The following is a 17338-nucleotide window of genomic DNA, read 5'->3' as shown; positions in this document are numbered from 1 at the left end:
TCGATCCGCTTCTCAGCCGAATAAGCTGGAGCTGGTGACAACGGCATTTGAGACAGTTGATCGTCGATCTGCCATGATCTTTGTCACAAATTCCGGTCGACAGAGGCGGCCGCGACGGTGATCCGCTGGCCCGACCAGCGCCGCATCACGGGTGGCTATGCCGCCAAGGCGCAGAGCGGGGACACGCGGTCGCTTCGGATCGAGGCGCATGCGCCCACCTCATTTTCCTTCCGCCCTACAGGCCCGAATTCAACTCCATCGGCAAGCTGGTCGACCTCTCCCAGCCGCAGGAATGCGCCAATTACTTCAGCTCCTGCGGCTATGACCCAGAGTGAATGGAAACCGCTTCAAAAGCTGCCACCTACCTCGACGCCGTAGAAGCGCGGCTCGCCCGCAATGTAGGTCGGCACGCCAAACCCTCCGCCCGTGTTGCCGGCGTCGAGCAGGTAACGCTTGTTGGTCAAATTGCGCGCAAAGCCGCCGATCCGGTAGCGCCCACCCGCCAGTTCCACGCCGGCGCGCAGATTGACCAGCGTATAGCCCCCCTGGCTGATCGCATCGGAGTTCGGCAGTTCAAAGAACACCTTGCTCTGATAGCTGACCGAGGGGGTCGCGTAGAACAGCACGCCCTGCGCCACCGGCACGCGCAGCGATGCGCCGCCCGATGCGGTGTACTTCGGCTGGAGGCGGAACCGCGCGCCGGCGTAATTGGCCGCGACGTTGTTCCCCTTGTCGATCTTGCCGTCGATGTAGGCGAAGCTGCCGAACAGCGACAGCAGATTGCCGAAGCGATAGGTGGCCTCCGCCTCGACGCCAGGGTTCTTGGCGGAACCGGCGCTCTGCGTTGTCGTGACGCCGTTGTTGGTGACCGACACCTGAAATCCGTCGTAGGTCTGGTAGAAGGCCGACAGCGTGCCCGTCAGCCCGCCGACGCTTGCCTTGATGCCGCCTTCGTAATTCCACACCGTCTCGTCCGGCACAATCTGGAGGTTCGGCGTCACCGGCGTGCCCGCGCGTGCGGCGAGCTGCACCACCGGCGAGCGCCGCCCCTTGCTGATCGTCGCGTACAGATTGACGCCGTCGCTCGCGCGGAACAGCGCATTGAACCGCGGCAGCACGGCGGTGAAAGACCGCTGCGCAATGAACTCCGCGCCGCCTGTATTGGCGGTACCGAGCAGGCTGCTGCGAACGCCCAGACCCTGGAGGATCACCGAATTGGGCTGTACCGAGCTGTAGCCTGACTTGCGTCGCTCGATCAGAAGGCGCGCGCCCGCGGTCAGCTCCAGCCGCGGGGTGGGGATCAGCGTTCCGTCGGCGAAGACCGAATAGCTGTCGTTATGCCCGTAATTGGTGAACACTGAAGCGTACGGGATCTGCGTCGCCGCGCCGCGCGTCAGGATGGCGGTCGCGCGCGTCGCAGGGATGGTGCCGTTGGGCGCGACGCAGTTCGTGCCGGTCGAAATGCCTGCGGCGTTCAATGCGCTGCGGATCGGTGCGAACGTCGTGCTGACCGAGCAGGCGAGATACGTCCCTTCCTCGGTCGAGAAGGGCACGCGTTGCAGATTGTCCTCGAAGAATGCGTTCCAGCCGAACGATGCGCGGTAGCCGGCGCCGTCGAACGCGAACCGGCTCTCGTGGCTAAACTGATGCCCTTGCGCATCCTCGGCGAATTCCAGGTACCAGGCCGGGCCGCCATCGGCATCGAACACCTCGTTGCTCTTGAAGCGGCGGTAACCGTTGACGGTGGTGAAGGTGACGCCCGGCGACAGGTCGACCGCGACGGTCAGGTTGGCATCGTAGACGTCGCGCTTCAGACCCAGCTTCGCGGCGCCGAGCACAGCGGCGCTGAAGGGTGAGCCCGACAGTTCGGCATAGCCATAGTCACCGGTTTGCCCGCCCGTCGGTGCAAAGGCGCGGCTCTTGAACGCTGTTCCGGGATTGCGCTGTCCGTCGTAGGTCAGGACGAGGCGCGCATCGACCGTGTCGACGGGGTGCCAGCGCAGCGAACCGCGCAGGCCGCGCTGGTCCTGGCCGTTCAGGTCATCCTGGTTCACGCGCCCTTGGTTCTGGTTGGGCACGTCAGGATCGCCGGCGATGTTGCGGACATAACCGTCGCGGTATTTGTAGGCGAATGCGATCCGGCCCGCGAGCACGTCGTTGCCCGCATTCACGAAGCCGCTCACCTGTGTACGGTTGAAATTGCCGTATGTTGCGGTGACGCCGCCCGAGGTGCCCGCCTCCGCCGGGGCGGAGATGATGCTGACCGCGCCGATCGCGGCCGCGGTGCCGAATAGCGTCGCCTGCGGCCCCTTCACCACCTCGATCCGCGACACATCGAACAGGTCCTGATAGGCCCCGCGCGAGCGCGAGATATCGATTCCGTTATAGTAGAGCGTGACGCGCGCGCCCTGCTGGGCCGATCCGCTGTCCGAGGTAATGCCGCGAATAACGAAGCCGGGGTTGTTTGCGCTCTGCTCCTGGATGCGCAGGCCGGGCACGAACAGCGCCACCTCCGACAGCGAGTTGACGCCGAGGTCGGCCATGCGGGCGCCGGTAATCGCGCTGACCGTCACCGGCACGTCCTCGATCCGCTGCTCGCGCTTCTGCGCGGTGACGACGATGTCGTTGTCCGAGGTTTCCGCCTCCGGCACCGTCGAGGATTGCGCGAGCGCGGTCGTCGACGTGCAGGCGAGCAGCGCGACGCCGAGCGCGCGAGCAAGATAATTCATCACTGTGTTCCCCCTGTTGCCACAGGGGATACGACCGGAATGAGACAATGGCGGGACCGATCGATGCCACCGCGATGACGGATCGGCGTCGTTCGCGTTACACCATGACGGGCCGGCCGCGCCGGACGGTGGCCGTATGCCCGACCGCGGCGGACGCGGTACGCTGCTTGATCGTGTCGACCATGATCCATTCGTTGGTGACGCGGTCGGCCGCGATCGTCAGCGCCATGTACCCGCGACGCGACGTGTTGCACCATTTCAGTTCCGGATTGGCACGCACCAGCGCAGCCGCCACGATACCCGGATCGGTGCCGATGCCGCCCTCGTAGCCGGGCGAGGTAACGCTGTGTCCGGCGAACTCGACCGCGGCCGGGTGACCGTCCTGCGCCAGGTCGTAGGCCCATGCATTGTGGCTGTCGCCCGAGATGACGATCGTGTTGCCGCCGAGCGATTGGACTGAGCGCAGGAAACGCGCGCGCGCCGCGGGGTAGCCGCCCCAATTGTCGAAATTGAACGGCAGCCCCGCCTTACCCGCCGCGATGCCGTTCTCGACATAGCCGCGCGCACGCGCGCTCGATCCGCCCAGCCACGCTGTCGCCTCGGCGGGCATCATCGTCTGCCCCATGATCGTGCCGAAGCCGACGACCTGCCACGGCCTGCCGCTTCGCACCGACGCGCGCATCGCGTGCGAAAGCCAGACCTCCTGCTGGCTGCCCATCATCGTCGCGGCTGGGTCCATCCACGCGCCGTCACGGAACGCCCGCAACGCGGCAGCAGGGTCGGCCTGCTTGAACAACGGCGCAACATCGGGCTGCTCGGTGCGCGCAAGCAGCCGCGTTTCGGTGCGGAACAGCGTGGCGAGACCGCCGATGTCATATGCCTTCCACGGCTCGTCCGAGACGGGCATCCATTCGCGGTAGGCCTGGATCGCCGCGGCGCGACGCGGGTTCCACTCGCCCTCGCTCGCCGGATCGTGGTTCTCGGCCCCGCCCTCCCAGCTGTCGTTGGCGCTTTCATGGTCGTCCCATTGCGCGATCATCGGAACTCGCGCGTGGAGCGTCTGTAGATCGGGATCGGCGCGGTAGCTGGCGTAGCGCAGGCGATAGTCGGCGAGATGGATGATCTCGTTCGCGGGCAATGGCACGCGACCGGGCACCGCAGCCGCGGCAGGCGGATAATTCCCCGTCGCATATTCGTAGAAATAGTCGCCCAGGTGGACGACGCAGTCGAGATCGTTGCGCGCTGCGGCGTGACCGTAGGCGTTGAACCAGCCGAAACCCATGTTGGAGCAGGAAAAGATCGCCGCGCGCCACGCCTTTATCCCGTCGGCCGGCAGTGTGCGGGTTCGGCCAACAGGCGAGAAGCTGCCATCGGGTGCGATGAAGCGAAAATAATAGTCGCGGCCGGGCTGCAGGCCCTCAAGCGTGATCTTGGCGGTATGATCGCGCCACGGTCCGGTGACCTGCGCGCCACCCGCCACGACGCGCGTGAACGTGGGCGTTTCCGCTATCTCGGCGCGAAGCTCTACATGCCCCCCGCCCGCCGGCACATACCGCGTCCACAGCAGCACCGAGTCGGCGGCCGGCTCACCGCTGGCGACCGAATGGGTGAAGCCGGTAGCCCCGCCGATCACGGCGGCGCCGACGAAGCCGGGGATGGCGGCGCTCCCCAGCCCGAACATGGCGGTGGTGACGAGTGAACGACGATCGATGATCATGGCAGTCTCCGGGTTCGCGACTGCCCTTGCGCCGGCATTGTGGAAGCGTCGTGACAATGAGCGCTGCGGATCAGCTTCGTCGCTGCATCGCATGCCATGAGGCATCGTCGAAGCTGCCCGTTTCGACGAAGAGCTTCGTTTTTTTAATGATCTCTACATGATCGAACCAAGTAGTCGCCCGTCGTAAAACTGTCATCCTAGAGAATTCAAAGCGCCCTATCGCCCGATGATGGCAAATGCCAAGCAAGGGGACGGTAGGTGTTGATTAATTCTGGCGCAAAGCTGCGACTATTCTATGGCGCTGCGGCAATTCTCTCGCCTGTTTCGGTCCAGGCGGCGCCTGTTGCGGTGACGGACTCCTCGCCGGCCACGCCCGTTGAACCAACCACGCCGGTGCAGCCTGATGCAACCGCTGGCGCGTCGGGGCGGCTGGACGACATCGTGGTTACCGCGACCAGGCGCGAGACCAACCTGCAATCGACCCCGGTCGCGATCAACGTCCTGAACACAAAGGCCTTGCAAGATCGCCACGTCCAGAGCCTGTACGATCTGGCGGACGGCGCGGTACCCAGCTTGCGTGTCGCGACGTTCGAGGCGCGGCAGAGTGCACTGACGATCGGCATCCGCGGCATCGTGCCGCTCGACGCCAACCAGCCCGCGCGCGAGCAGGGCGTCGGCATCTATGTCGACGGCATCTACCTCGGTCGCCAGCACGGCTTGAACGCGGCCTTGTTCGACGTCGAGCGGATCGAGGTGTTGAAGGGGCCGCAAGGCACGTTGTTCGGCCGCAACACAGAGGGCGGCGCGCTCAGCATCGTGACCCGTGCGCCGTCGGGTGAATTCGGCGGCCGGGTACACGTCGGCGTTGCCAACCTGGGCGGCTACAATGGCGACGTCCACCTCGACCTGCCCGAATATGCCAATTTCAGCGTCAAGCTGGACGCGGTGAAGCAATATCAGGGCGCGGTGACGCAGAACCCGCTGCCGGGCCAGGTCGGCTGGGGCTATTACGACCGTGTCGCGGCGCGCGGCGCGGTGCGCTGGCAACCGGTGCAGGGGCTGACCAACGATTTCTCGTACGATTATGGGCAGGACAAGAACTCGCCCTTCTACAGCCAGCTGCTGAACGCCAACCCGAACGCTTGCGCCGCCGGCCCGCAATCGGCGTCACCGCGCTGCGTGCTGCCTGGCACCGCCTACACCACGCTGACCGGCGCGGTGCGGCCGATCCTGCCGGTCGTGCAGGTGAACGGCAATTCGCGGATGCGCCGCGCCGACATCGGCGTCGTCCAGCAGCCGAGCGTCGACCAGACGCACGGTTTCACCAACGTGCTGAAGTACAAGGCGACGCCCGACATCGAACTCCGCTCGCTCACCGCGTGGCGCGGGGTCGACGTGACGCAATGGGATAATTCGGGTGGCGCACACCGCGTGCCGCTGCTCAACTGCACGGCAGCTACCTGCAACTTCAGCCGCTACAGCCTTGCCGACCTGCGCCAGCGCCAGTTCAGCCAGGAATTTCAGGCGGTCGGCACTGTTAATGCCTTCGACTTCGTCGCCGGGCTGTATTACTTCAACGAACACGTCAGCGACGACGCCGCGACGCCGAATTCACAGCAGTACAACCAGGCGACCGGCGTCATCACGACGCTGGATCCATGCATCGGCGGCGGCAGCGTCGCCTCGCCCGCGGGATGGCAGTTGGGTTGCCGCCAGATCGACCGCGCCTCGGAAGTGTGGTCGAAGAGCTACGCCGCTTACGGCCAGCTGACGTGGAACGCGACGGACGCGATCCACATCACCGCGGGTGGTCGCTACACGCACGACAAGAAGCGCGGCGTGCTGCACTTCTCGCGCAACATCAACTACGACAATCCGGCAAACGCCGCGATCGTCGCGCGTAACGGTTACCGGCCGCTGGACGAAGCATGGGATCGGTTCAACCCGATGGTCACGGTCGCCTATGACGCATCGCGCGACCTACACTTCTACGCCAAATACGCCACCGGATACCGGGCGGGTGGGGCGAGCTCGCGCACGTCGAACTACCAGGCATTCAATCCCGAGGACGTGCGATCGTACGAAGTGGGCATGAAGTCCGACCTGTTCGACCGCCGCGTGCGTTTCAACCTGGCCGGCTACATCATGGACCGCGACGACAGCCAGGTCGACATCAGCTCAATCCAGGTTACGGCAACCGGCAGCTTCAACAACCTCGTGACGATCAACGCGCCGGGCACCACCCGCATCCGCGGGATCGAGGCCGATCTGACGGTCAATCCGCTCGAAGGGCTGACGCTCAACGCTTCCTATGCCTATACCTACACGCGCATTCCGAAGGTCAACATCGTCAACACGGTGACGAACAACGGCGTCACCACCTCGACCACCGTGCCGCAGCAATTCTACATCGTCTTCACGCCGCGCAACGCGGCGAGCGGATCGATCGACTATGCGGTGCCGGTCGGCGACGGCAATCGCCTGACCTTCCATCTCGACGGCAATTACGCGCAGGCGACGCAGGCGTTCGATCAGTTCGCGACCAAGGCCGACGCGTCGTTGATCTTCAACGGCCGCGTCGCACTCGGCGACATACCACTTGGCACCAACGGCCAGAAGCTGACCGTCGCGATCTGGGCGCGAAACCTGTTCGACGAGCAGTACGTCTACCGCCGCGACCCGTCCAACAGCCTGCCCGGCGCGCCGACCACCAATGTGACCAGCGGCAGCATCAACAACGTGCTGGGCGATTACGGCAACTTCAACGCACCGCGCACCTTCGGTGTCGAGGGCAGCGTCAACTTCTGATCTGGCGCGCCGCGGGGATCGCTGCCGGTTCCCGCGGCTATTGTGCCAACGCGATGGTCGCGGTGAGCCCGGGGCCCGCATCGCTGAGCGTCAGCGATCCGCCATGCAGCTGCGCGATCGCTTGAACGAGCGGCAATCCCAACCCATGACCCGGACGATGTCGGCTGCGGTCGAGCCGGCCGAAGCGGCGCAGCGCCAGCGCACGATCGCTGGAGGCGATACCGGGGCCGTCGTCGCTCACATCGATTGAAACTTCCGTCGCTGCACACGCAAGCCTGATCGTCACGGACGATCCGGGCGGCGTGTACGCGAGTGCGTTCTCAACCAGATTGAGCAGCGCCTGCGCGAGCAGCGCCCGATCGCCCACCATCGGTACGGATGCGGCGTTTGCCTCCACGATGAGCCGATGACCAGTGTCGTCCGCGACCTCGCCCATCGTGTCGGCGACCTCCTGCACCAACGCGGCGAGATCGAGCGGCGCGAACCCGGTGCGGCGGTTACCCCCCTCGATCTCGGCGATGCGTAGAATCGCGGAAAAGGTCGCGAGCAGATCGTCGCAATGTTCGATCGCCTGCTCGACCTCGCCGCGCATCGCCGCCAGTTCCTGCGCTTCCACCGCGAGCGCGAGACGACCGCGCAACCGGCCGAGCGGCGTGCGCAGGTCGTGTGCCACCTCGTTGCTGACGTGTCGGATACTGTCCATCAACCCGGCAACACGGTCGAGCATGCGATTGAACGCTCTCGCCTGTTCAGCGAACGCGCCGCCATGCGCGGCGACGGGCACGCGGTGCCGTATGTCACCGTCGATGATCGCCTCCGCCGTGGCGTGCACCTCGTTGATGCGGCGACGCACGATCAGCGCGAAGGTCGCGGTGCCTGCCAACACGATCAACAAAATTCCGCCGAAACCCGCCACGTAATTGCGTGCGCGAACGAAGGCGTAGCCGTCGACCGGCTCCGTTTCGATCATCGTGATCAGGTGCACGCCGCCGCCCGCATCACGTAGTTCGGCTCGTCCACTGGTCAGCCCCGCGATCCTGTCGCGCGACGTCACCGTCGAGTAACCAGACGCGATCCGGCGCGCGAGCACGATGTTTCCGCCCAGTCGGCGTCCTTGCGCGTCCTCCAGCTCGAACCCGATGTCGCCGGTGTTACGGTCACGCGCGAAGCGTTCGATCCGTGCCAGAATCGCGCGGGTGTCGCCCGGCGCTACGCCGCTTAAAATCGCGTCGGCGGTCAGGCCGATCCGTGTGTCGACCAATCGCGTCATGGCCGCATGCGAAGCGTTGAACGTCGCAAAGCCGGTCAACACCGTTGCCGTGCTGAAGGCCGCCAGAAATGCGAGCATCAGCGATCGAAGCGAGGTCACTTCAAGCTTCCAGCATATATCCCACGCCACGTTTGGTCACGATCGGGTCGGGATCGCCGTACGCGACCAGCTTGCGCCTGAGCGACCTGACCTGCACTTCGATGATGTTGGTGGCCGGCTCGAAATCATATCCCCACACGCGTTCCAGCAGCATCGCACGTGTGACGAAGCTGCCGGCGTTGCGGGTAAGCTCGCTCAACAGCTTGAACTCGAGCTTGGACAGGTCGAGCACCTGTTCGTTGTACCACGCCCGATGCCGGCCTGGATTGACGATGATGGCGCCGGCGCGCAGCGTGTTGCTGCCATCGCTGGTCCAGCCGCGCGCGCGCAGCAATGCCTTCAACCGCGCATCGATCTCGGTCGCCGGAGTCGGTTTGACGACGTAATCGTCGGCACCTGCCTTCAGGCCATCGACCTTGTCGATCGACTGGCCGAGCGCCGACAGCATCAGCACCGGCAACGTCTGCCCGCGCTCGCGCAATCGCTCGACCAGCGTCATGCCGTCCATCTGCGGCAGCATCCGATCGATAATGACGGCATCGAACCGCTCGTGATCGTTCGCCGTCATCGCCGAAACCCCATCGGGCACCACGGTCACGTCATGAGCTAGTGACTTGAGAGATTGCGAAAGCGACGCTGCATAATCGGCATCATCTTCAACCAGCAGCAGCTTCATCGCCATCCATCCTCTAGCAGCTTTGGTATAAATTAGAGGGCTGCGAGAGTGAATGCACCTGCTCGTCGTCGAGAGGATGACGGTCAGATGCACGCCATGCCACGCATCCCGTCGTCACAGAACCTTCATTACTACGTCATCAAAGCTTCCCTGTTTCAGCTTAGCCGAGCCCCGATGAAGCATGGCCCGCGTCGGCGCGAGGCCGTCGCAATCCGGGGGAATGTTCGTGTTAGAGACATCGATCGGCAAGGCGCTGCGCCTTGCCCTGCTTGCATCGTGCGCCATCGCCACGCCTGCGCTCGCGCAGGACCTCGCCGGCACGGTCGCCGACAGCACCAACACGCGCACGCTGTCGGGTGCGGAAGTACGGATCGTCGAGCTGGGCCGGGTCACCGAAGCGGCACGCGACGGCAGCTTTCGCTTCACCGACATACCGCCCGGCACCTACACGTTGGTCGTTCGCTACGTCGGTGCGTCATCCGAGACGCGGCGCGTCACGGTGCCGACGACAGGCACGGTGGTGGAGAATTTCGCGCTCGCCGCATCCGACGGGACTGAACGCGGCAACGACATCCTGGTCGTCGGCCTCGCCGCCAATCAGGCAAGCGCCTTGTCGCAGAAGCGTTCGGCAGACGGGGTCGAGAGCGTGTTGTCGCGCGACGCGATCGGGCAGAACCCCGACCAGAACGTCGCCGAGGCGCTACGCCGCGTACCGGGCGTGTCGATCCAGGACGATCAGGGCGAAGGCCGCTTCGTGGTGTTGCGCGGGCTGGCCCCGGCGTTGAACGCGGTGTCGATCAACGGCGCGCGCATCCCCTCGGCCGAAGCGGACAATCGTGCGCTGGCACTCGACACGGTGCCGAGCGAACTGGTGCAGTCGATCGAGGTCAAGAAAACGCTGACCCCCGACATGGACGGTGACACGATCGGCGGCTCGATCGAGATCAAGACGACCAGCGCGTTCGACCGCAAGAAGGACCTGTTCAGCGTCTCGCTCGAGGGATCGCGCAACGACCTGCGCGACAAGTGGAGTCCGAAGGGCGCGGTCGATTTCTCCAAGCTGCTCACCGACGATTTCGGCATCTCGGGCGGCTTCTCCTATTACCGCCGTCGCTTCGGCACCGACGGGGTCGAGGCGAGCGACTGGGGGGCGACGCCCGCGGGTGTCGCCTATCCGGAGGAGGTCGACTATCGCGCCTACGACGTGGTGCGCACGCGGATCGCGGGTGCACTGTCGCTCGACTGGCGGCCGAGCGATACGACGACGCTCTACGCGCGCGGGATCATCAACAGCTTCCGCGACGACGAACTGCGCAGCCGGCTGCGCTTCACCTTTACGCCCGCGCCGGTGACGGGTGACGCGAGCAGCGCGACCTTTGCCTCGGGCGCCGGCTCGAACAATCGCGTTCGCGTGCGCCGCGAGATGAAGGACCGTACCGAAATCCAGAACGTCTACAGCGTCACGACGGGCGGCGAGACGCGCGCCGACCTGTGGACGCTGACCTATCAGGGCAGCTACTCGTACTCCGAAGAGCAGGAGCCCAACCGGCAGGACACGATCTTCGATCGCCGGTTCCAGAACGGCGCCAGCCAGTTGAACGTCACGCTGAACGGCCTCGACACGCAGACGCCCGAGTACAGCACCAGCAACAACGCGCTGTTCACCAACGGCAGTGATCCCTTGTCGAAGATCGAGACCACCGACGGCCTGAGCACCGACCAGGAATATGCCGCACGGCTCGACGTCGCGCGTGAGATCCCGCTGTCGGCGGGGTCTCTTGAGGTAAAGGTCGGCGCCAAGGGTCGCTTCCGCAAAAAACAGTACGATCTCGATTTCAACAGCTATGACGCGCTGGCCAGCGGCGGCTTCCCAACGCTTGCCGGGCTGTCGCGCTCGATCGGCGACAAGGGGCTGGTCGACATGAACCCCGCGGTCGATCCGCTGCCGGTGCGCGGCTGGTTCAACGCCAACCGCGACCGGCTGGTCCGCAACGCCGACGACAGCGAGCTCGACAGCCTGTCGGCGCAATACCGCGTCGATGAGGATATCTACGCGGGCTACGGCCAGCTACGCTTCGACAACGGGACGTTGCGAGCGGTGGGCGGCGTCCGCATGGAGCATACGCGCAACAAGATGCGCGGCAATTCGCTCGATACCGACAGCCTGGTCGCGACGCCGGTCAACGTCGAACGCTCCTACACCAACTGGCTGCCCAGCCTCAATCTGCGCTTCGCGCCGATGAGCAAGGTCGTGCTGCGCGGTGCAGTGACGCGCAGCCTGTCACGCCCCAACATCTCCGATCTCGCGCCGCGCTTCTCGTACAACGAGAACGACGGGGAGGGTACGTTCGGCAACCCCAACCTGCGTCCCTACCGCTCGTGGAACTTCGACGCCGCGGCGGAATGGTATTTTGCCTCCAACGCGCTCGCCGAGGTGACCGTCTTCCACAAGGAAGTGTCCGACTTCATCTTTGACTCGCGCATCGACGATTACAGCTACAACGGCATCGTCATCGACGAGGCGACCCTGCCGCAGAACGGCGACACCGCCAAGGTGACCGGCGTCGAATTCAACCTGCAGGCATCGCTCAGCTTCCTGCCCAGTCCGTTCGACGGGTTGCTGGTCGGCGGCAACTACACCTATGTCGACACGCGTGCCGATCTCGCGACCGAGCCCGGGCTGGTGCGTCGCCTGACGCTGCCCGGCTCGTCCAAGCACATCTGGAACGCGAGCGTCGGATACGAGAAGGGGCCGTTGCAGCTGCGCGCGAGCGGAACCTACCGCGGCCGCTACCTCGACGAGGTGTCCTCGGACGGCAACGGCGACGTTTACGTCGACCACCGCCTGTTGTTCGACGTCGGTGCGAAGTTGCGCGTCGCCAGGGGCGTGCAGGTGACCGCCGACTTCATCAACGTCGGCAACGAGCCGTTCAACCGCTATTACACCGGCACCGCGGCTGGCAGTCGGCGGCTGGCGCAGCACGAGGAGTACGGATGGACCGGCAAGTTCGGCTTCAAGGTGACGCTGTGATGCGGCAGGCGAAAACGCTCTCGATCCTCGCCGGCGCGGCGCTGCTCTCCGCAGCCGCGCCAGCGCCCGCGCGCGCCGCTGAAGAGACGGTGGAGCGCGTCATCATGGTGATGCGCCACGGTGTGCGCCCTTCGACCAAGTTCCCCGCCACCCCGGTCGGCACCACGCGGCAACCCTGGCCCGCCTGGTCAACCGCGGCGGGTGATCTGACCCCCCACGGCGCGGCCGCGATCCGGCTGCTCGGCGCATATGATCGCGCGTTGATGATCCGTCAGGGCCTGCTCCCGGCCAAGGCCTGCGCGGGCGCTGGCACGATCTCGGCATGGGCGAGCGGCGCGTCGCGCGCGATCAAGACCGGACGTGCTTTCCTGGAGACGTTGCAGCCAGGTTGTCAGGCCGCGCTCGATCATCCGGCGGGCGAGGAAGAGGACGAGACGTTCCATCCGACTGACGCCGGGCTCGCGATCGATGGTGACAAGGCACTCGCGGCCGCGCTCCGGCTTGCGCCTGCCGGCGGGATCGACGCGGAGGTCGCGCGCAATGCCGATGCGTTCCGCGTGCTCGAACGGGTCACCGGCTGCTGTCCCGGCAAGGCGTGCGACACGAGCAGTGATGCGACAGCGTGCACCGCGGCCGAACGGCGGTCGCGTCTGGTGGCGGAGGCGGGCGACAAGCCTGACATGAAGGGCGCGCTCTCGTTCGCCTCGACCGCGGGACAGACGATCCTGCTCCAGTATTTGGAGGGCATGCCGATGGCGCAGGTCGGCTGGGGCCGCGCTTCACCCGTCGACATCCGCACGATGCTGCGCTTCCACCCGGTCAAGTTCCGCTACGAGACACGCCCGCCTTACGTGGCGCAGCGGCTCGCGGCACCGCTCGCGCGCCGCATCCTCGACGCGGTGCAGGGAAAGTCCGGCACAATCACGTTGCTGTTCGGTCACGACACCAACCTGGCGGCGCTCGGTGGCTTCTACGACCTGCATTGGACCATGTCGGACTATCCCGCCGACGACATCGCGCCGGGCGGCGCGATCGGCTTCGAGGTGGTGCGCGCGCGTGACGGACAGCGCTACGTCCGCGCCTTCAGTCAGGCTCAATCGATGGCACAGGTTCGCGCTTTGACGCCGCTGACCGGGTCGGCGAAGCCTGATCGGCAGTCCATCCCCATCCCTGGCTGCGGTCCTGCACGATGCTCACTTCAGGCGTTCGAGCAACTGACGATGGAACGGTTGGAACGGCCCGTTACGTAAATCTACTGATTGAGGCCCTTTTAGAGCGTCTCCGATTGTCTGAGCAGGCGAGGCCAACCGCCTACTTGGGTAGTAGTCAACACCTCGAGGTCGCAATGGAGCTAAGTGCCGAGTACCTCGTACACCGCGCTTCTGAGTTTCGGCATGTCCGTTCCAGGGTGAAAAGCGGGCGCCGATCTGCGAGCGACTATCAGTCAGGCTTCCGCTGGATCGTTCTGGCAGCTCGGAAACCCCTTCGCCACTTGCTTGGCGCTCCATCTACCTTTCCGTGACTTCGTTACAAGAAGTGCGGAGGTCGAGTTATAACTCGGGACGCTCACATCACCCGGACGGCCCGGCCCCTTGTCAAAGAAACAAAGGTGAAGAAACGTTGGATCGGCGGAGAGTATAGTGAAGCTCATCTTCCAGCCTCTGTCGTCCCGGACGATTTCCGCTCCGCCCTCGATCTTCTTGACGATGACGAAACCATAGTCGGCAAACGTCGTCCTTTTGGGTAGCCGCCGTGGGCCGGTCGAATTCGGAAAGGTGGTAAGGTCCAAATTCTGGATGACGCCGTCGACATCGCTCGCTCGCGAAGAGGTAGCTGTCGACGAGCCGCTCGCGACGAGCACCGCAAGAGCAACCAGTTTCACCACTTCCATATATGTCACCTTGGATTAAAACTGGTAACCAGCAAGGCGATAGTTGCTATGAAGACTGACCTTGAACGCAATCAGCTGGTTCGTCACTGGGTACTATCGCGCCAGTTTTGAGAAGCATGGCAGTGCGGACGCCGTTGGCAACCGCCTATCCATTTGCAGCCGTATTGCTGTTCCTGTGGGTGGTCGCGGACACGCTGATGCTGTCGCTGATCGCCCGATCGGCCGGAAAGCCGGCATGGAGCGCCGCGCTGGGCGTGCTGGCCGGCGCCAGCCTCACCGTCTGGCTTGGCTCGCCACCGGCGATGCGGGACGTGCTGCTGGAGACGCCGGTCCTGCTGATGACGATGGCGGCCGTCGTTCTAGGCCATGTCGCCTGCGCCGCGGCGCGGGCGCGTCAGGCAATGGTCATGCGAGGCGGTGATCGGAAGAAGCGGCCCTTCTCCGCTACCAAGCCGTCCACCATTCGCATGAGTGCACCAGCCTTTTCCCAACGCCTCAACCGGTTGTAGAGCGTCTTGGGCGGGCCGTGAGCGCATCGCGCCAGCCATCGAGTGCGTAGATTGTGACAGAACGATCCAGTCTGTGATCGCCTATGCACGATCCTTACAATTTTCTCACGCTCTATTAACATGAATCAGTCACAAGCCGGGCGCATCCATAGAGGCGTCGGGCATGCGACCGAATAGTGATTTGCGTAACTTTCTATCCGATCTGCGACGTTCCCAGCGAGGAAACGTGCTGATCATGTTCGCAGTTGCCATACTGCCTTTGCTCGCCCTCGTTGGGTCAGCGATCGATATGGCGCGTGCGTATACGGTCAAGACACGACTGCAGCACGCCTGCGATGCAGCCTCCTTAGCTGGCAGGCGGGTTATGACCAAGGATCAGGTTGATGACCACGTCAAGCAAGAAGCTTTGAAGTTTTTCAACCTTAACTTTCCCAAGGGAATGCTCGGCACTCAAGAGGTGACGCCTGACATAAATCGACCCGTCTCGGGGACCATCACAGTTTCTACAAAGACCAATATGCCAACAGCCATCATGAGTGTTTTTGGCGTCGATAGTCTTCCTATAGCAGTAACGTGTAATGCACAGCAAAACTTTATCAACGTCGATATCGTGTTGGTCCTCGACACGACTGGATCGATGAACGACAAACTGTCTTCGGGACAGAAAAAGATCGAAGCGCTGCGCTCAGCGGTTATGGCGTTCTACAAGCAACTATCGTCTTTTCAGGCAACGCTTGAGAACAACGGTTATCGTCTGCGCTATGCGGTCGTTCCATATGCGCAAGCGGTGAACGTAGGAAAACTGCTTTATGCCGCGAACCAGTCTAACCTGAACCTGAGCGCGACCGCGCAATATCCGCGGATCACCGGCTCAAGTGGAAACAATTCGGATCCTGATATAAGCTGGGTCGCACTGGGACTTGCGCATTCTGGAAGCTGGATACAATCCTCCAGCTACAACGGCTGCGTTGAAGAGCGAAAAACTATTGTCACCGCGTCCGCGACGCCAACGGATGCTGAGTTGGCTCGCATGACTGATCTGGACGTTAACTTGCTTCCAAACAGTGATGACACTCGCTGGGCACCCGCTGATGCCGACCCAAACCTCGTTGCTTATGGCTTGGCGGCTTGCCCGACATCCGCGGTCAGATTGCAGGCTTTTAGCGAAGCTGCGATGCAGAATTATGTCGATGCGTTAAGTCCAGGCGGCGCCACATATCTTGACATCGGTATCGAATGGGGTGCCCGCTTTATCTCGGATGCCGGTGTCTTCGCCGACTCTCCCCTGGTCTACAATGGAATGCGCACCAACAAGTACATGGTGTTCCTAACCGACGGCCAAATGGAGCCGCAGGCTAGTTCATATAGTGGTTACAGCACTGAAGTGATGCTCAGACGCGTCTCCGTTGGTACGCCCAATACCAACCCGATCAAAAAGGCTATATCTGCCGCTAACGCAATGAATTCGGATCTGGTCGCCCGTCACAACGGACGCTTCGATGCGATGTGCCAAGTTGTTAGAAACATGGGTGTATCGATATGGACGATCAAACTGTCCGATGCGCCGATGGATGACCACCTGAAGAAATGCGCGAACGTCGGACAGGCGGCGACAGTCTCGGACCAGAGCGCTTTGATCAACCAGTTCAGCTTGATCGGCAAAGACATCAGCGAGTTGAGGTTGTCGAAATGATCGTCGCCGCGCCGTCTATCATCCGAGACCGCAGGGCAGCAACGATCGTTGAATTCGCCATCATACTTCTACCGTTGCTTTGCGTGATATTTGGGCTATTGGAACTAGGTTACCAGGTTTATCTAAAGTCTGTCACCGCCGGCGCTTTGGAAAGCGCTGTGCGTGATGTCTCTATCGGTAACAAGACGAGCAAAGACATTGAGGACAGGGTCAAAAGCGATCTAGGGCCCCTTGTCGATTCGCAATACGTTGCGGTGCAGGTGAGGAGCTTTAAGAGTTTTTCTGCTGTGTCGTCGGCGGAACGCCTGACTGATGACAAAAATGGAAATGGTCAATACGACCCCGGAGATTGCTTTCGCGACGAAAACGACAATGGCCGCTATGATACTGCATCGACCGCAGGTCGCGATAACTTTGGCGGTGCAGAGGATGTTGTTTCGTACACGATAAATATCTCGTATCCACACCTCTTTCCAGTCTCGGCCTTGTTTGGTTGGTCAAGCCGCGGCACGGTCAGCGCTAATGCTGTTGTTCGGAATCAGCCGTATGCAAAAGCTGGGACGGCTGGGATCGTATGCGCGTGATGGCTTTGCGCACGATCCTGAGCAACCAGACCGGCGTCGCGTTGACCGAGTTTGCGCTCGGTTTGCCAGTCATACTGCTGCTTGGTCTCGGAGGTATCGAGCTTTCGAACCTCGTGCTGGCGCACATGACCGCCAGTCGGATCGCCTCGCTTACAGCTGACAATGCAAGCCGTATCCGCGACAACATCGACGAAGCGGATGTGATCGATCTTGTGAAAGCGGCTCAGCAGTCATCTGGTCAGTTCGACCTTCAACACAATGGTCGGATTATCATTTCCGCCTTGCAGGGAAACGATGCCGGAACTGGTCAGTGGATCAGGTGGCAGCGTTG

Annotated in this window: 12 protein-coding genes and 1 pseudogene; 8 read left to right on the top strand and 5 right to left on the bottom strand. The window is 63.2% G+C overall.

Features of this window, described 5'->3' with window-relative positions:
- Positions 1–206 precede the first annotated feature (206 nt).
- A pseudogene (locus QZ847_RS15820) lies at positions 207–335 on the top strand (IS630 family transposase); the annotation flags it as partial.
- Between the two features lie 12 nt (positions 336–347).
- Here the strand turns inward: QZ847_RS15820 and QZ847_RS15815 are convergent.
- Together QZ847_RS15815 and QZ847_RS15810 are read right to left on the bottom strand one after the other, a co-directional pair.
- Positions 348–2729, bottom strand: coding sequence for a TonB-dependent receptor (locus QZ847_RS15815; RefSeq protein WP_294358351.1), 2382 nt, complete (start codon positions 2727–2729; stop codon positions 348–350).
- Between the two features lie 97 nt (positions 2730–2826).
- The gene (locus tag QZ847_RS15810; protein ID WP_294358349.1) at positions 2827–4446 is read right to left on the bottom strand and encodes an alkaline phosphatase D family protein; all 1620 of its coding nucleotides are present in this window, start codon (positions 4444–4446) and stop codon (positions 2827–2829) included.
- A 393-nt stretch (positions 4447–4839) separates the two neighbouring features.
- On the opposite strand from QZ847_RS15810, the gene QZ847_RS15805 reads away from it, so the two are divergent.
- Positions 4840–7254, top strand: coding sequence for a TonB-dependent receptor (locus QZ847_RS15805; RefSeq protein WP_294358347.1), 2415 nt, complete (start codon positions 4840–4842; stop codon positions 7252–7254).
- Positions 7255–7291: 37 nt separating this feature from the next.
- Here the strand turns inward: QZ847_RS15805 and QZ847_RS15800 are convergent, their stop codons facing one another.
- Both QZ847_RS15800 and QZ847_RS15795 read right to left on the bottom strand, forming a co-directional pair.
- The gene (locus QZ847_RS15800) at positions 7292–8623 is read right to left on the bottom strand and encodes a HAMP domain-containing sensor histidine kinase (RefSeq protein ID WP_294358345.1); all 1332 of its coding nucleotides are present in this window, start codon (positions 8621–8623) and stop codon (positions 7292–7294) included.
- Position 8624: 1 nt separating this feature from the next.
- A complete protein-coding gene (locus tag QZ847_RS15795) occupies positions 8625–9305 on the bottom strand; it encodes a response regulator transcription factor (RefSeq protein WP_365345366.1) in 681 nt (226 codons plus the stop codon).
- Between the two features lie 220 nt (positions 9306–9525).
- Between QZ847_RS15795 and QZ847_RS15790 the strand changes: the two genes are divergently transcribed.
- Together QZ847_RS15790 and QZ847_RS15785 are read left to right on the top strand one after the other, a co-directional pair.
- Positions 9526–12330 carry a TonB-dependent receptor gene (locus QZ847_RS15790; RefSeq protein ID WP_294358342.1) on the top strand — a complete coding sequence of 935 codons (2805 nt, stop codon included), beginning with the start codon at positions 9526–9528 and terminating at the stop codon, positions 12328–12330.
- Positions 12330–13580 (top strand): histidine-type phosphatase, encoded by a 1251-nt coding sequence (locus QZ847_RS15785; RefSeq protein ID WP_294358339.1) that lies wholly within the window; start codon positions 12330–12332, stop codon positions 13578–13580. The genes QZ847_RS15790 and QZ847_RS15785 overlap by 1 nt, the downstream gene beginning before the upstream one ends.
- 194 nt (positions 13581–13774) lie before the next feature.
- On the opposite strand, the gene QZ847_RS15780 is transcribed toward QZ847_RS15785, so the two are convergent.
- Complete coding sequence (locus QZ847_RS15780) at positions 13775–14221, bottom strand: hypothetical protein (RefSeq protein WP_294358337.1); 447 nt, start codon at positions 14219–14221, stop codon at positions 13775–13777.
- Between the two features lie 164 nt (positions 14222–14385).
- Here QZ847_RS15780 and QZ847_RS15775 point away from each other — a divergent pair, with 164 nt between their 5' ends.
- From QZ847_RS15775 to QZ847_RS15760, 4 genes are all read left to right on the top strand, one after another.
- Positions 14386–14730 (top strand): hypothetical protein, encoded by a 345-nt coding sequence (locus QZ847_RS15775; protein ID WP_294358335.1) that lies wholly within the window; start codon positions 14386–14388, stop codon positions 14728–14730.
- A gap of 226 nt (positions 14731–14956) precedes the next feature.
- A complete protein-coding gene (locus tag QZ847_RS15770; protein ID WP_294358332.1) occupies positions 14957–16423 on the top strand; it encodes a Tad domain-containing protein in 1467 nt (488 codons plus the stop codon).
- Positions 16420–17007: a TadE/TadG family type IV pilus assembly protein gene (locus QZ847_RS15765; RefSeq protein WP_294358329.1), complete on the top strand. Its 588-nt coding sequence runs from the start codon at positions 16420–16422 to the stop codon at positions 17005–17007. Before QZ847_RS15770 ends, QZ847_RS15765 begins: the two co-directional genes overlap by 4 nt.
- The coding region (locus QZ847_RS15760) for a TadE/TadG family type IV pilus assembly protein (protein WP_294358326.1) at positions 17007–17338 on the top strand (332 nt) is incomplete at its 3' end. The genes QZ847_RS15765 and QZ847_RS15760, both read left to right, overlap by 1 nt.

Origin of the sequence: uncultured Sphingomonas sp., from assembly GCF_913778135.1 — a bacterium.
Classification (GTDB): domain Bacteria; phylum Pseudomonadota; class Alphaproteobacteria; order Sphingomonadales; family Sphingomonadaceae; genus Sphingomonas.
This window is presented reverse-complemented; position numbering and strand designations above follow the sequence as displayed.

Excerpts from the sequence above, each read along its gene's own strand:
- QZ847_RS15815 (WP_294358351.1), bottom strand. The coding sequence starts at position 2,729 with ATGAATTATCTTGCTCGCGCGCTCGGCGTCGCGCTGCTCGCCTGCACG.
- QZ847_RS15810 (WP_294358349.1), bottom strand. The coding sequence starts at position 4,446 with ATGATCATCGATCGTCGTTCACTCGTCACCACCGCCATGTTCGGGCTG.
- QZ847_RS15795 (WP_365345366.1), bottom strand. The coding sequence starts at position 9,305 with ATGGCGATGAAGCTGCTGCTGGTTGAAGATGATGCCGATTATGCAGCG.
- QZ847_RS15785 (WP_294358339.1), top strand. The coding sequence starts at position 12,330 with ATGCGGCAGGCGAAAACGCTCTCGATCCTCGCCGGCGCGGCGCTGCTC.
- QZ847_RS15780 (WP_294358337.1), bottom strand. The coding sequence starts at position 14,221 with ATGGAAGTGGTGAAACTGGTTGCTCTTGCGGTGCTCGTCGCGAGCGGC.
- QZ847_RS15765 (WP_294358329.1), top strand. The coding sequence starts at position 16,420 with ATGATCGTCGCCGCGCCGTCTATCATCCGAGACCGCAGGGCAGCAACG.